This is a genomic window from Pseudomonas orientalis (genome assembly GCF_001439815.1).
GTDB lineage: Bacteria > Pseudomonadota > Gammaproteobacteria > Pseudomonadales > Pseudomonadaceae > Aquipseudomonas > Aquipseudomonas orientalis.
Window position 1 is genome coordinate 107,351 of record NZ_JYLM01000007.1, and the last position, 13,789, is coordinate 121,139.

Consider the following 13,789-nt stretch of genomic DNA (forward strand, 5'->3'; position numbering starts at 1 on the left):
TTATCCTTTTGTGCGTGCCTGAAGGCGCGAGCTGCCTCTGTGGGAGGGGGCTTGCTCCCGATAACGGTGTGTCGGCTATAGTTGAGTTGACTGATCCACCGCTGTCGAGAGCAAGCCCCTCCCACACTTGAAACTCCATGTCCTGGATGAATCCGGTTTACGCCTCGCGCACGGAATTTTTACCGCTTGTCGTGTTCCAAACCCGGCACAGGTCCGTTGCCCATGTCCTCTGCATCACAGAATGCAAAAGTAGGAGCTTCCTTCATGTTCACTCCGCGTCGTCTGCTTGTTGTTGCTACCGCCGTAGCCCTGTTGTCCGGCTGCGCTTCACCTAATCCTTATGATGGCAGCCAGGGACAGGCCGGCAATGGTTCCGAAAGCGGCATGAGCAAGACCGCCAAGTACGGCGGCCTCGGTGCGCTGGCCGGGGCACTGGCCGGTGCCGCCATCGACCATAACAACCGTGGCAAGGGCGCGCTGATTGGCGCAGTGGTCGCCGGTGCCGGTGCTGCCGGCTATGGCTACTATGCCGACCAGCAAGAGAAAAAACTGCGCGAAAGCATGGCCAATACCGGGGTTGAAGTGCAGCGCCAGGGTGACCAGATCAAGTTGATCATGCCCGGCAATATCACCTTTGCTACCAACTCCGACGCCATCTCCAGCAGCTTCTACCAGCCGCTGAACAACCTGGCCAACTCCCTCAAGCAGTTCAATCAGAACACCATCCAGATTGTTGGCTACACCGACAGCACCGGCAGCCGCCAGTTGAACATGGACCTGTCCCAGCGCCGTGCGCAGAGCGTGGCCAACTACCTGACCTCTCAAGGTGTCAGTGCCGCCAACCTGAGCGCTCGTGGTGCCGGCCCGGATAATCCGATTGCCAGTAACGCCGACGTCAATGGCCGTGCCCAGAACCGTCGCGTGGAAGTGAACCTTGGTCCGATTCCTGGCCAGCAGTACGGCCAGCCGGGCGCCCAGCAACAGGCGCCGCAACAGAACAACCAGTTCCAGGGCAACCCGTACTCGCAATACCAGTAAACAACTGCTGCAAAAAAGGGCGCCGTGCATTGACTGCACGGCGCCCTTTTTTGTGGGTGTGGCTAGACGCTGGTTACATCAGTCGATGTATTCGAACACCTTCACGATTTTTTGAACGCCAGACACGCCCTGTACCAGGTTGGCCGCGCGAGTGGCTTCAGCCTGGGTCAGCAGGCCCATCATGTAGACGATGCCGTTGTCGGTGACGATCTTGATGCGCGAGCCCGGCACGGCACTGTCGGTGAGCATCTGCGCCTTGATCTTGGTGGTCAGCAACGCATCGTTGCTGATCGCCAGCAGCGTGATCGGGTCCATGACCTGCAGTTCGTTGTGCACCTTCTTGACCCGCTGCACCGCCGAGGCGGCCTGTTCAGCCTGGGCCTTGAGGTCTTCGCGCGGCGTTTGACCGGCCAGCAGCACGACGCCGTTGAAGCTGGTCACGACGATGCGCGATGCGCCATTGCCCAGGTCCGTAGCCGCTTTGGCGACGTTGACCTTGACCTTGGTTTCGATCAGCGAGTCATCGATGGTGCTGCCGAAGGTGCGTGTGCCCCGGTCGTCCTGGATGGGGGTGTCCCGTGTTGCGGTGATTGCCGTGCTGCAACCGCTGATGGCGAGGCACAGCGTGATGGCCAAAAGGCTGAGGCGGTTAACGGTCATTCTTCACTCCCGAACAGTTGGCTGTCGATCAGATCGCACAGGCAGTGGATCGCCAGCAGGTGGACTTCTTGAATGCGTGCAGTGACATTGGCCGGGACGCGAATCTCCACGTCCTCGGGCAGCAGCAACGAGGCCATGCCGCCGCCGTCGCGCCCGGTCAAGGCTACGACAATCATTTCGCGATCATGTGCGGCCTGGATCGCTTGAATGATGTTCGCCGAGTTGCCGCTGGTGGAAATCGCCAGCAGCACATCGCCCGGCTGGCCGAGGGCGCGGATCTGTTTGGAGAAGATTTCGTTGTAGCTGTAGTCGTTGGCGATCGAGGTGATCGTCGACGTATCGGTGGTCAGGGCAATCGCCGGCAGGCTCGGGCGTTCGCGCTCGAAGCGGTTGAGCAGCTCGGAGGAAAAATGCTGGGCGTCACCCGCCGAGCCGCCATTACCGCACGAAAGCATTTTGCCTTCGTTGAGCAAGGCATTGACCATGACCTGACTGGCTTGCTCGATGTGCGGTGCAAGTACGTCCATCGCCTGTTGCTTGGTGTCGATGCTGGCCTGGAAAAGCTGGCGAATTCGGGATTGCATGTCCATCTGTGTGACCTTAATTAGCGCGGCTGTTTGGCACAGGAATGTGCAGCCCGCAAAGCAAAGAGCAAAAGTGTGGGGTGAAGGAGCCGGGTGAGTCAGCTGTCGAAGGCATCTTTGAGCCAGTTCAGATCAGCAGGGCCCGACGGTGTGCTTTCTATGGCAACCACATCGAAACGGCAGGGGCTGTCGGCCCAGCGACGCTCTTTGAGCAGGAAAAACTGCGCGGCAAGTATCAGCTTCTGACGCTTGCGCCCATCGATACTGGCGAGCGCGCCACCCCATTGTGCGTGTTTTCTGTAGCGGACTTCGACGAATACTACTGTATCGCCGTCAAGCATGACCAGATCAAGCTCACCGCGTTTACATAACCAGTTCTGCGCCAGAAGGCGCAGACCCTGTTGTTGCAGGTAGCTCAGCGCTTGGTGTTCGGCATCCTTGCCGCTTTGCGCGCTGGACCGCTCGGGCATCAGCGTGGCGTGTCCGGCAGGCGCTGGATCTCGCCGCCGACGAACTTGGCCCAAGGCATCTGGCGGTCAACGCGCTGGTTGGCGCTGATGCCCAGGTTGCCGGAGAGGCCGTCGACACGGGTGTCCGGCAGTGCCTTGAGCTGGCCCAGGCGTGGCGCCAGGCGATAGGCATCCACGCCCATCGCGTAGAGGCGGCCCAGGCTGCCATTGGCTTGCGGCCATTGCGCGGCCACCTGGTTGCGCAGCGGGTCGGTAGTGTTGAGCAACCAGGGGGTTTCGCAGAACATCACGTTGGTCATGTCCAGGTACTGGTTGCGGTCGCCGCTGGCGCTGAATACGTGGGAAGTTGCGTAGACAGGCACATCACCGGCGTATTGGAAGTTCAGGGTCGGCTTGATCTGCTGGGCCAGTTGCGGGGTGACGGCCAGGAAGATGAATTCGATGTCCTGGCGACGCGACGGCTGGGCGGCAACGTCAGTGCCGACAGTGCCTTGCAGGCTCTTGGCGCGGCCTTCGCTTTTGCGCAACTGGAACAAGTCAGCGATCTGCTGGGCCAGTGCCACCGGTTGATCGACATACTCGACGCCCATGACGGTGCCGCCATTGGCTTCCCAATCCTCACGGAAGGCTTTGTAGACACGCTCGCCCCATTCGCCACGGGGCACCATGGCGGCGGCGCGATGCAGGCCGTCGGCACGGGCGCGGCGCGACACTTCACGGGCTTCGTCTTCAGCTGCCAGGCCGAACTGGAACAGTTGCGCCGGGCCTTGATCGGTTTCGCTGTAGTTCAGCGCCAGGGTGGTGATCGGCAGCTGCGGGCGAGCACTGAGCTGCTTGACCAGCGGCTTTTCCAGCGGGCCGACGACCAGTTGCACGCCGGCGGCCTGGGCCTTGGCGTAGAAGTCGTCGATGGAAGTCAGGCGCGAGCTGTCGTAAAACTCAATCACGGGCGGCTTCTGCCCGGCCTGTTCGGCCTGGTAGTGAGCGGCCATGAAGCCTTCACGCAAGGCCTTGCCGACTGACGCCAGGGCGCCTTCCTGCGGCAACAGCAGGGCGATCTTGCTAAGCGGCTGGCTGGCCAGTTCCTTGAGTTTGGTCAGCGGCGTCGGCAATTGCACGGCGGCCGGATGCCCCGGGTTGCGCGCACGCCAGGTGTCGATGGCGGTTTGCTGTTGTTCCAGCGTGCCGGCGCCCTTGACCGCCTGGGCCAGGGTGATCCAGCCGTCCAGTGTCGGGTTGCCGGTGGCTTGCAACTGCTCGGCCGGCAGCGCGGCAATCAGCGCCCAGATCGCTTCGTGGTTGCTGTTGGCCGCATCGCCGCTGAGCAGAGGTGCCATGGCGACCCGCTCGCGCGCTGCGGCCAGGGTCTGGCCGTCGGCTTCATAAGCGCGGGCATGCACGGTGCCCGTGCGGATCTGCTGATCGGCCGGCAGCTCCTTCAGGCTTTGCAGGCTGGGATGGTCCAGCGCCGTCAATGCCGCCTTGGGCTGGTTGCGGGTCATCGCCAGTTCCGCTGCCAGGGTGCTGGCAAATATCTGCGCGGCCGGCTTCAGAACAGTCAGGGGCACCTGGGCAAGGATCTGCGAGGAACGGCCAGGGTTGTTCTGCCGGAAGGCCAGGTCAGCCGCGCTCAGGCGCAGCAATGCGGCCTTTTCCGGCGTGCTGGCGGCGGTGGCCTGTTCAAGCAATTGCTCGATACTGGCATCCGGGGTGCGTGGAAGGTCGCCCAGACTCGACGAGGGCGAGCTGGCGCAAGCGGCCAGCAAGGCAGCGAGGCAGAGGGCGGAGAGCAGCCGCAGGCAAGCGATCATGTAAATGTTCCTGATACCGATCAAATTAGCGTGGAAGTGTACCCAAGCACTGGCCCAGGCGCGATGTTCGTGGCGTGAAACCGTGGATTTAGGTCGTGCAATTGTTGCCAGTTACTAACGGTGGCTGAAACGACATCCGCCGTGACGGCATATTTTCAGCGCGTCGACGCGCTACAATGTGGCTTTTGCCAATCATCGAGGTGTGCGTTTTGACTGCTCCAGGTCCTTTGAATTCCACTGCAGGCTCGCTTTTTGTCGTGGCGACGCCCATTGGCAACCTGGACGACATCAGTGCCCGGGCCTTGAAGGTGTTGCGCGAGGTTAAATTGATCGCGGCCGAAGACACACGGCACTCCCAGAGGTTGATGCAGCATTTTGGAATCAGCACGCCATTGGCGGCGTGCCATGAACACAATGAGCGTGAGGAGGGCAGCCGTTTTATCACCCGTTTGCTGGCCGGTGATGACGTTGCACTGATCTCCGACGCGGGCACGCCGCTGATTTCCGATCCCGGGTACCATCTGGTCCGCCAGGCGCGCGCCGCTGGTATCAATGTAGTGCCTGTTCCGGGAGCGTGCGCGCTGATCGCCGCATTATCTGCAGCCGGCTTGCCGTCGGACCGTTTTATTTTTGAAGGCTTCCTGCCCGCCAAGACGGTTGGGCGTCGCGCCCGTCTTCAGGCACTGAAGGAAGAGCCGCGCACCTTGATTTTCTACGAAGCGCCGCACCGCATCCTGGAATGCCTGCAGGATATGGAACTGGTATTCGGCGGCGAGCGCCTGGCGCTGCTGGCGCGTGAGTTGACCAAGACCTTCGAAACCCTCAAGGGCTTGCCCCTGGAAGAACTGCGTGGATTTGTCGAAGGCGACAGCAATCAGCAGCGTGGCGAGTGCGTGGTGCTGGTGGCCGGCTGGACGGCGCCAGAGAGTGAGGATGCGTTGGGTGGCGAGGCCATGCGCATCCTTGATCTGCTGCTCAAGGAAATGCCGCTCAAGCGTGCCGCCGCTCTTGCGGCGGAAATTACAGGGCTGCGCAAGAATGTGTTGTATCAAGCCGCGCTCGATAAACAGAAAGCCGAATAGTTCCGGGGCCGGGCCGGTGTTTCGTCCGAACGTGATGGCAATGCTGCACTTTTAATACTTGTCCTGAAGCCCTCGTGCCGTTAACCTGCGCGGCGGAGAGTCGATTGGACAGTCGCTGCCCTCTATGAAAATTAGGGGGGGGAGGAAAGTCCGGGCTCCATAGGGCGAAGTGCCAGGTAATGCCTGGGAGGCGTGAGCCTACGGAAAGTGCCACAGAAAATAACCGCCTAAGCACTTCGGTGCCGGTAAGGGTGAAAAGGTGCGGTAAGAGCGCACCGCACGACTGGCAACAGTTCGTGGCTAGGTAAACCCCACTTGGAGCAAGACCAAATAGGGTCCCAAGGCGTGGCCCGCGCTGGGACCGGGTAGGTTGCTAAAGATGTCCAGTGATGGCCATCGTAGACGAATGACTGTTCAAGACAGAACCCGGCTTACAGATCGACTCTCCACCTTTTTTCCTTCCGTCCGAAACTCGGGCAGAAACCGGTAGTAACGCAAGAATCCCTCCCTGCCAAATCATTGGCAGATGCGTCTTCGTAATACCAAAAAAATCTTACTCTTAATAAATTACTTTAACTTTGAGCCTCAGCTCTTTGAGTTTTTTGCGCTTGTTGAGTCAAAAACAACGCTGAAGTTGGGTTTCTCCTCTCGTTACGCTCGTAAATCTCCGTTCTGTAAGGCTTTTCCTTGTATCCGCGCCTTGACGGTGTGGTGGGCGCATTCCTATAGTGTGCGCAAGTGGCGGAAAGTGGCACAAAGTGGGTTTTTTGAACGTAAAACGCTAAAATTTGGAGAAACGCATCTGTGTTTCGCGGAGCTAACGCTATCAGTCTCGATGCAAAAGGCCGTCTCGCCATGCCGAGCCGGTATCGTGACGAGCTCATTTCGCGAAGTTCAGGGCAGTTGATCATCACGATTGACGCCGTTGACCCTTGTTTATGTGTTTACCCCCTTGATGAGTGGGAGTTGATCGAAACCAAGTTGCGCGCGCTGCCTTCATTGCGTGAAGAAAACCGTCGCCTCCAGCGTTTGCTGATCGGTAATGCCGTCGACCTTGAACTCGATGGCAGCGGTCGTTTCCTGGTGCCTCCTCGTCTGCGCGAATACGCCCGGCTCGACAAGCGCGCCATGCTGGTAGGCCAGCTGAACAAGTTCCAATTGTGGGACGAAGATGCCTGGGATGCTGTTTCTGCAGCTGACCTGGCTGCTATTCAACAACCGGGCGCCATGCCTGATGAACTGCGTGATCTGATCCTGTGACTATTGATAGCGGCTTTAACCACATCACCGTACTGCTTGACGAAGCCGTTGAGGCTCTCGCCGTACGCGCGGATGGCTGCTATCTGGATGGCACCTTCGGCAGGGGCGGGCACAGTCGGTTGATACTCAGCCAGCTCGGGCCCGGCGGTAAGCTCCTCGGGTTCGACAAAGACCCTCAAGCGATTGCCACCGGGCAAGCGCTAGCGGCCGAAGACGGCCGCTTTGTCGTTGTGCAGCGCAGCTTTGCCGAGCTTGGCGCCGAAGTCGCCGAACGCGGTATGGCGGGCAAGGTGGCCGGGGTTTTGCTCGATCTGGGCGTGTCTTCGCCGCAGCTCGATGACCCCGAGCGCGGCTTCAGCTTCATGAACGACGGTCCCCTCGACATGCGCATGGACCCGACGCGGGGCGTCAGCGCCGCGCAGTTCATCGCTACCGCGCCCGTGGAAGAAATCGCCCGGGTATTCAAGGAGTACGGTGAGGAGCGCTTCGCCGGCCGTATGGCCCGCGCCGTGGTCGAGCGCCGCGAGATCCAGCCGTTCGAACGCACCGCTGACCTGGCCGAAGTGCTGAAGGTCGCCAATCCGGCCTGGGAGAAGGGCAAGAACCCGGCAACCCGTGCGTTCCAGGGCCTGCGCATTCACGTCAACAACGAATTGGGCGACCTGGAGGCCGGCCTCGAGGCTGCCCTCGAGGCGCTGGAAGTGGGCGGTCGCCTGGTGGTGATCAGTTTTCACTCCCTGGAAGACCGCATCGTCAAGCTGTTCATGCGTCGCTTGGTCAAGGGCGAGTCCGACAACCTGCCGCGCAACCTGCCGGTGCGTTTCGAAGCCTTTGTGCCGAAAATCAAAATCCATGGCAAAGCGCAGTTCGCCTCCGAAGCCGAACTCAAGGCCAACCCACGTTCCCGCAGCGCCGTCATGCGCGTCGCGGAGAAGTTGCGGTGAGCAAGCTTTTCGCCAAACCCCTGCCGGGCGGCAGCTTCTTTATGTTGCTGTTGTTTGTCGGCGTGCTGGTGTCCGCAATTGCGGTGTCCTACAGCGCGCATTGGAATCGTCAGTTGCTCAACACCCTCTATGGGGAGTTGAGCGTGCGCGACAAGGCGCAGGCGGAATGGGGCCGGCTCATTCTGGAGCAGAGCACCTGGACGGCCCATAGCCGTATCGAAGTGCTGGCCACCGAACAGTTGAAGATGCACATTCCGGGCGCTGCCGATGTTCGCATGGTGGCACCATGATGAAGCTCGAGGGCGCACTCTACCCATGGCGCTTCCGCCTGATGCTCGGCTTGCTGGCCTTGATGGTCGGCGCGATCGTCTGGCGGATCTTTGACCTGCAGGTGGTCGACCGCGACTTCCTGATCGGCCAGGGCGATGCCCGTAGCCTGCGGCATATCCCGATTCCCGCGCACCGCGGCCTGATCACCGACCGTAACGGCGAGCCCTTGGCCGTGAGCACGCCGGTGACCACCCTGTGGGCCAACGCCAAGGAATTGCAGGTTGCCAAGGACAAGTGGCCCGAACTCGCCGCCGCCCTGGGGCAGGACCGCAAAGCGCTGACCGAGCGTCTGGAAGCCCAGGCCAACAAAGAATTCATCTATCTGGTTCGCGGGCTCACCCCTGAACAGGGTCAGCAAGTGCTCGACCTGAAAATTCCCGGTGTCTATGGCATCGAGGAATTTCGTCGTTTCTACCCGGCCGGGGAAACCACTGCGCATATGGTCGGTTTTACCGATATCGATGACCATGGCCGCGAAGGGGTCGAGTTGGCCTACGACGAATGGCTGGCCGGGGTTCCAGGCAAGCGCCAGGTCATCAAGGATCGGCGCGGCAGACTGATCAAGGATGTTCAGGTCACCAAGAACGCCAAGGCCGGCAAGCCCTTGGCGTTGTCGATTGACTTGCGCCTGCAATACTTGGCCAACCGCGAGCTGCGTAACGCGATCATCGAGAACGGCGCCAAGGCCGGCAGCCTGGTGATCATGGACGTGAAGACCGGCGAGATCCTCGCCATGGTCAACCAGCCGACGTACAACCCGAACAACCGTCGCAACCTGCAGCCGGCGATGATGCGCAACCGCGCCATGATCGACGTGTTCGAGCCAGGTTCGACCATGAAAGCCATCTCCATGAGTGCAGCCCTTGAAACCGGACGCTGGAAGCCCAGCGACAAGGTCGAGGTGTATCCAGGTACCTTGCAGTTGGGCAAATACACCATTCGTGACGTGTCTCGCACCGAGGGCCCGGTGCTCGACCTGACCGGCATCCTGATCAACTCCAGTAACGTCGGCATGAGTAAGGTCGCCTTTGATATCGGTGGCGAAACCATTTACCACCTGGCGCAGAAAATCGGCCTGGGTCAGCCCACCGGCCTTGATTTTCCCGGTGAGCGTGTCGGCAACCTGCCGAACTACCGCGACTGGAAAAAAGCCGAGACCGCCACGCTGTCCTACGGCTACGGCCTGTCCGTGACCGCGATCCAACTGGCCCACGCTTTCTCTGTATTGGCCAATAACGGCCGCATGGTTCCGCTGAGCCTGATTCATGTCGACGAAGCGCCGAAAGCCACCCAGGTGATCCCGGAAAAAGTCGCCAAGACCATGCAAGGCATGCTGCAACAAGTGATCGAGGCGCCGCGTGGCGTCTTCCGCGCCCAGGTGCCGGCTTATCACGTGGCGGGCAAGTCCGGTACCGCGCGTAAAACCTCGGTCGGCACCAAGGGCTATGCGGAAAACTCCTATCGCTCGCTGTTCGCCGGTTTCGGTCCGATGAGCGACCCGCGCTACGCCATCGTCGTGGTGATCGATGAACCGAGCAAGGCCGGTTACTTCGGTGGCCTGGTCTCGGCGCCGGTATTCAGCAAAGTGATGTCCGGCACCCTGCGCCTGATGAACATCACGCCGGACAACCTGCCGCCGACCCAGCAAGCGAATGCCGCACCGCCGGTAGCCGCCGTAAAAGCCAATGGAGGGCGCGGCTGATGTCTCTTAGCCTGAACAAGATTTTTGCCCACGCCGGCCGCGATCTGTTGATCCGCGAGTTGAGCCTGGACAGCCGTACTGTACGCGCCGGTGACCTGTTCCTGGCGGTGCCCGGTGGCAAATTCGATGGCCGTGCGCACATTGCCGACGCCCTGCAGCGTGGCGCCGCCGCCGTGGCCTATGAAGTGGATGGCGCCACTGTGCTGCCAATCACCGATGTGCCGTTGATTCCGGTGAAGAACCTGGCCGCCCAGTTGTCCGACATTGCCGGGCGCTTCTATGGCGAGCCGAGCCGCCACCTCAACCTGGTGGGTGTGACCGGCACCAACGGCAAGACCAGCGTGACTCAACTGGTCGCCCAGGCGCTGGACCTGCTGGGCCAGCACTGCGGCATCGTTGGCACCCTGGGCACCGGCTTTTATGGCGCGCTGCAAAGCGGCCTGCACACCACGCCGAACCCGATTGCCGTGCAAGCGACCCTGGCCGACCTGAAAAAGGCCGGCGCCAGGGCGGTTGCCATGGAAGTCTCGTCCCATGGCCTGGATCAGGGCCGCGTCACCGCGCTGGCGTTTGATGTGGCGGTGATGACCAACCTGTCCCGCGATCATCTGGATTACCACGGCACCATGGAGGCGTACGCCGCCGCCAAGGCCAGGCTGTTCGCCTGGAACGATCTGAAATGCCGGGTGATCAACCTCGACGACGCGTTCGGCCGCCAGTTGGCTGCCGAAGACAGCGAAGCGCGCCTGATCAGCTACAGCCTGGAAGATTCCAGCGCCTACTTGTATTGCCGCGAGGCCCAATTCAATGACGAAGGCGTGCGCGCTACGTTGGTCACCCCTCAGGGCGAGCACCATTTGCGCAGCACCTTGCTCGGTCGCTTCAACCTGAGCAATGTCCTCGCCGCTATCGGCGCGCTGCTCGGTCTGGATTACGCCCTCGACGAAATCCTCAAGGTCCTGCCGAAGCTGGAAGGCCCGGCCGGGCGCATGCAGCGCCTGGGTGGCGGTACGCAACCGCTGGTGGTGGTCGACTACGCTCACACCCCGGATGCACTGGAAAAAGTCCTGCTGGCGCTGCGCCCGCATGCCAAGGGCAAGCTGTTGTGCCTGTTCGGCTGCGGCGGCGACCGCGATCGCGGCAAGCGTCCGTTGATGGCCGAGATTGTCGAGCGCCTGGCTGACGGCGTGCTGGTGACCGACGATAATCCGCGCAGCGAAGACCCCGGCCGGATTTTCGACGATATCCGCGAAGGCTTCAAAGACACCGCCAACGTCACCTTCGTGGCCGGTCGCGGCGCAGCCATCGCTCAATTGATTGCCGGCGCCAGCGCGGATGACGTAGTGGTACTGGCCGGCAAAGGGCATGAGGACTACCAGGAAATCAATGGCGAGCGCCATGCCTTTTCCGATCTGGTCGAGGCGGATCGCGCCTTGACTGCCTGGGAGGTCGCCCATGCTTAAGGCGATGACATTCAGCCAGCTGACCCATTCCTTGTCGGCCCGCGTGCTGTCCAGCGATTGCACGTTCGACGGCGTCAGTATCGACAGCCGCAACATCAAGCCGGGCCAGTTGTTCGTCGCCCTCGCAGGGCCGCGCTTCGATGGTCACGACTACCTCAACGAAGTCGCCGCCAAAGGCGCCGTGGGTGCCCTGGTGCAACGTGAAGTGGCGCACGCCACCTTGCCGCAGTTGCTGGTTGCAGACACCCGCCTGGCCCTGGGTCAACTGGGCGCGCTGAACCGAGCCGCCTTCGACAAGCCGGTTGCCGCCGTCACCGGTTCCAGTGGCAAGACCACCGTCAAAGAGCTGTTGGCCGGCGTACTGCGCACGCGCGGGCCGGTGCTCGCCACCCGTGGCAACCTGAACAATGATTTCGGCGCACCGCTGACCCTGCTCGAACTGGCCCCGGAACACACGGCGGCAGTAATCGAGTTGGGCGCTTCACGCCTCGGCGAGATTGCCTACACCGTGGCGCTGACCAAGCCCCACGTCGCAATTATCAACAACGCCGGTACCGCCCATGTCGGTGAGTTCGGCGGCCCGGAAAAAATCGTCGAAGCCAAGGGTGAAATTCTTGAAGGCCTCGATGCGTCGGGCACCGCCGTACTGAACCTGGATGACAAGGCGTTCGAGACCTGGCGCGCACGCGCCGCCGGTCGCAAGGTGCTGACGTTTGCCGTGCTGAACGCCGCGGCCGATTTCCACGCCTCGAACATTACCGTCGATGCACGTGGCTGCCCGTCTTTCACCTTGCATACCCCGCAGGGCAATGAGCATGTGCAACTGAACCTGCTGGGCAACCATAACGTCGCCAACGCCCTGGCCGCCGCCGCTGCCGCTCACGCCCTGGGTGTGTCGCTGTTCGGCATCGCCACAGGCCTGGGCGCGGTGCAGCCGGTCAAGGGGCGCACCGTGGCGCAATTGGCCAGTAACGGCATGCGCGTGATCGATGACACCTACAACGCCAACCCGTCTTCCATCAATGCCGCCGTGGATCTGCTCAACGGCTTTGACGGCCGCAAGGTACTGGTACTGGGCGATATCGGCGAATTGGGCGACTGGGCCGAGCAAGGCCACCGCGAAGTCGGCGCCTATGCCGCCGGTAAAGTCGACGCGCTCTACGCCGTCGGCCCGAACATGGCTCACGCCGTCAACGCCTTCGGCCCCGGTGCGCGACATTTCGCGACCCAGGCCGAATTGATCCAGGCGTTGGCTGCGGCCGAGCACGATAAACACACAACCATTTTGATCAAGGGATCGCGCAGCGCGGTGATGGAAAACGTCGTCGCAGCCTTGTGTGGCTCAAGTACGGAGAAACATTAATGCTGCTGCTGCTGGCTGAGTATCTGCAACAGTTCCACAAAGGCTTCGCGGTCTTTCAGTACCTGACCCTGCGCGGGATCCTGGGTGTGCTGACCGCGCTGTGTTTGTCGCTGTTCCTGGGGCCGTGGATGATCCGCACCCTGCAGAACCTGCAAATTGGTCAATCGGTTCGCAATGACGGCCCGCAGTCGCACCTGTCCAAATCCGGCACCCCGACCATGGGGGGTGCGTTGATCCTGTCGTCCATCGGCGTCAGCACCTTGCTCTGGGCCGACCTGCATAACCGCTATGTGTGGGTGGTGCTGCTGGTGACCCTGCTGTTCGGCGCCATTGGCTGGGTGGATGACTACCGCAAAGTGATCGAGAAAAACTCCAAGGGCCTGCCAAGCCGCTGGAAGTATTTCTGGCAGTCGGTATTCGGCCTGGCGGCGGCGATCTTCCTGTACACCACCGCGCCAAGCGCCGTGGAGACCACCTTGATCATCCCGATGCTCAAGGACGCCAGCATTCCACTGGGCATCGGCTTCGTGGTGCTGACCTATTTCGTGATTGTCGGCTCCAGCAACGCGGTGAACCTGACCGACGGCCTCGACGGCCTGGCGATCATGCCGACGGTGATGGTGGGCGGCGCGCTCGGCATCTTCTGCTACCTGTCGGGTAACGTGAAATTCGCTGAATACCTGCTGATTCCCTATGTGCCGGGCGCGGGTGAGCTGATCGTGTTCTGCGGCGCGCTGATCGGAGCCGGCCTGGGATTCCTGTGGTTCAACACCTACCCGGCGCAAGTCTTCATGGGCGACGTCGGCGCACTGGCGCTGGGCGCGGCCCTGGGCACCATCGCGGTGATCGTGCGCCAGGAAATCGTGCTGTTCATCATGGGCGGTGTGTTCGTGATGGAAACCCTGTCGGTGGTCATCCAGGTGGCTTCCTTCAAATTGACCGGGCGCCGCGTATTCCGCATGGCTCCGATTCACCACCACTTTGAACTCAAGGGCTGGCCCGAGCCGCGCGTGATCGTCCGTTTCTGGATCATCACCGTGATTCTGGTACTGGTCGGCCTTGCCACCCTGAAACTGAGGTAG

At 61.4% G+C, this 13,789-nt stretch carries 13 protein-coding genes and 1 other RNA gene; 10 read left to right on the plus strand and 4 right to left on the minus strand.

All coding sequences use genetic code 11. From position 1 onward, the window contains the following. Window positions 1-264: 264 nt before the first annotated feature. Entirely contained in the window at window positions 265-1,038 is a 774-nt protein-coding gene (locus TU82_RS17905) for a YiaD family glycine zipper/OmpA-like lipoprotein (protein ID WP_057724610.1), read from the plus strand. Window positions 1,039-1,116: 78 nt separating this feature from the next. Here TU82_RS17905 and TU82_RS17910 read toward each other — a convergent pair whose 3' ends face one another. The 4 genes from TU82_RS17910 to TU82_RS17925 form a co-directional block, all read right to left on the minus strand. Beyond that, window positions 1,117-1,698, minus strand: coding sequence for a BON domain-containing protein (locus TU82_RS17910; protein WP_057724611.1), 582 nt, complete (start codon window positions 1,696-1,698; stop codon window positions 1,117-1,119). After that, window positions 1,695-2,288 (minus strand): phosphoheptose isomerase, encoded by a 594-nt coding sequence (locus TU82_RS17915; RefSeq protein ID WP_003216190.1) that lies wholly within the window; start codon window positions 2,286-2,288, stop codon window positions 1,695-1,697. The genes TU82_RS17910 and TU82_RS17915 overlap by 4 nt, the downstream gene beginning before the upstream one ends. A gap of 92 nt (window positions 2,289-2,380) precedes the next feature. Next, window positions 2,381-2,752: a YraN family protein gene (locus TU82_RS17920; RefSeq protein ID WP_057724612.1), complete on the minus strand. Its 372-nt coding sequence runs from the start codon at window positions 2,750-2,752 to the stop codon at window positions 2,381-2,383. Beyond that, window positions 2,752-4,563 carry a penicillin-binding protein activator gene (locus tag TU82_RS17925; protein ID WP_057724613.1) on the minus strand — a complete coding sequence of 604 codons (1,812 nt, stop codon included), beginning with the start codon at window positions 4,561-4,563 and terminating at the stop codon, window positions 2,752-2,754. The genes TU82_RS17920 and TU82_RS17925 overlap by 1 nt, the downstream gene beginning before the upstream one ends. A gap of 176 nt (window positions 4,564-4,739) precedes the next feature. Between TU82_RS17925 and rsmI the strand changes: the two genes are divergently transcribed. From rsmI to mraY, 9 genes are all read left to right on the plus strand, one after another. Then, window positions 4,740-5,645, plus strand: a complete 906-nt coding sequence (gene rsmI / locus TU82_RS17930) for a 16S rRNA (cytidine(1402)-2'-O)-methyltransferase (RefSeq protein ID WP_162276156.1) — start codon at window positions 4,740-4,742, stop codon at window positions 5,643-5,645. Window positions 5,646-5,741: 96 nt separating this feature from the next. Next, an RNA gene (rnpB, locus tag TU82_RS19055) (RNase P RNA component class A) lies at window positions 5,742-6,095 on the plus strand. A gap of 354 nt (window positions 6,096-6,449) precedes the next feature. After that, the gene (gene mraZ / locus TU82_RS17935; RefSeq protein WP_004371993.1) at window positions 6,450-6,905 is read left to right on the plus strand and encodes a division/cell wall cluster transcriptional repressor MraZ; all 456 of its coding nucleotides are present in this window, start codon (window positions 6,450-6,452) and stop codon (window positions 6,903-6,905) included. Further along, window positions 6,902-7,849: a 16S rRNA (cytosine(1402)-N(4))-methyltransferase RsmH gene (rsmH, locus tag TU82_RS17940; RefSeq protein WP_057724614.1), complete on the plus strand. Its 948-nt coding sequence runs from the start codon at window positions 6,902-6,904 to the stop codon at window positions 7,847-7,849. The genes mraZ and rsmH overlap by 4 nt, the downstream gene beginning before the upstream one ends. After that, window positions 7,846-8,139 carry a cell division protein FtsL gene (gene ftsL, locus TU82_RS17945; RefSeq protein ID WP_057724615.1) on the plus strand — a complete coding sequence of 98 codons (294 nt, stop codon included), beginning with the start codon at window positions 7,846-7,848 and terminating at the stop codon, window positions 8,137-8,139. The genes rsmH and ftsL overlap by 4 nt, the downstream gene beginning before the upstream one ends. Further along, window positions 8,139-9,881 (plus strand): peptidoglycan D,D-transpeptidase FtsI family protein, encoded by a 1,743-nt coding sequence (locus TU82_RS17950; protein WP_163001703.1) that lies wholly within the window; start codon window positions 8,139-8,141, stop codon window positions 9,879-9,881. The genes ftsL and TU82_RS17950 overlap by 1 nt, the downstream gene beginning before the upstream one ends. Then, entirely contained in the window at window positions 9,881-11,344 is a 1,464-nt protein-coding gene (locus tag TU82_RS17955) for a UDP-N-acetylmuramoyl-L-alanyl-D-glutamate--2,6-diaminopimelate ligase (protein ID WP_057724617.1), read from the plus strand. Before TU82_RS17950 ends, TU82_RS17955 begins: the two co-directional genes overlap by 1 nt. Further along, window positions 11,337-12,707 carry a UDP-N-acetylmuramoyl-tripeptide--D-alanyl-D-alanine ligase gene (locus TU82_RS17960; RefSeq protein ID WP_057724618.1) on the plus strand — a complete coding sequence of 457 codons (1,371 nt, stop codon included), beginning with the start codon at window positions 11,337-11,339 and terminating at the stop codon, window positions 12,705-12,707. The genes TU82_RS17955 and TU82_RS17960 overlap by 8 nt, the downstream gene beginning before the upstream one ends. Then, window positions 12,707-13,789, plus strand: coding sequence for a phospho-N-acetylmuramoyl-pentapeptide-transferase (gene mraY / locus TU82_RS17965; protein ID WP_057724619.1), 1,083 nt, complete (start codon window positions 12,707-12,709; stop codon window positions 13,787-13,789). The genes TU82_RS17960 and mraY overlap by 1 nt, the downstream gene beginning before the upstream one ends.

Bases quoted from the DNA above. Each gene is read 5' to 3' on its own strand.
- TU82_RS17905 (WP_057724610.1), top strand. From the start codon at position 265: ATGTTCACTCCGCGTCGTCTGCTTGTTGTTGCTACCGCCGTAGCCCTG.
- TU82_RS17910 (WP_057724611.1), bottom strand. From the start codon at position 1,698: ATGACCGTTAACCGCCTCAGCCTTTTGGCCATCACGCTGTGCCTCGCC.
- TU82_RS17915 (WP_003216190.1), bottom strand. From the start codon at position 2,288: ATGGACATGCAATCCCGAATTCGCCAGCTTTTCCAGGCCAGCATCGAC.
- TU82_RS17920 (WP_057724612.1), bottom strand. From the start codon at position 2,752: ATGCCCGAGCGGTCCAGCGCGCAAAGCGGCAAGGATGCCGAACACCAA.
- TU82_RS17925 (WP_057724613.1), bottom strand. From the start codon at position 4,563: ATGATCGCTTGCCTGCGGCTGCTCTCCGCCCTCTGCCTCGCTGCCTTG.
- rsmI (WP_162276156.1), top strand. From the start codon at position 4,740: ATGTGGCTTTTGCCAATCATCGAGGTGTGCGTTTTGACTGCTCCAGGT.
- TU82_RS17950 (WP_163001703.1), top strand. From the start codon at position 8,139: ATGAAGCTCGAGGGCGCACTCTACCCATGGCGCTTCCGCCTGATGCTC.
- TU82_RS17955 (WP_057724617.1), top strand. From the start codon at position 9,881: ATGTCTCTTAGCCTGAACAAGATTTTTGCCCACGCCGGCCGCGATCTG.
- TU82_RS17960 (WP_057724618.1), top strand. From the start codon at position 11,337: ATGCTTAAGGCGATGACATTCAGCCAGCTGACCCATTCCTTGTCGGCC.
- mraY (WP_057724619.1), top strand. From the start codon at position 12,707: ATGCTGCTGCTGCTGGCTGAGTATCTGCAACAGTTCCACAAAGGCTTC.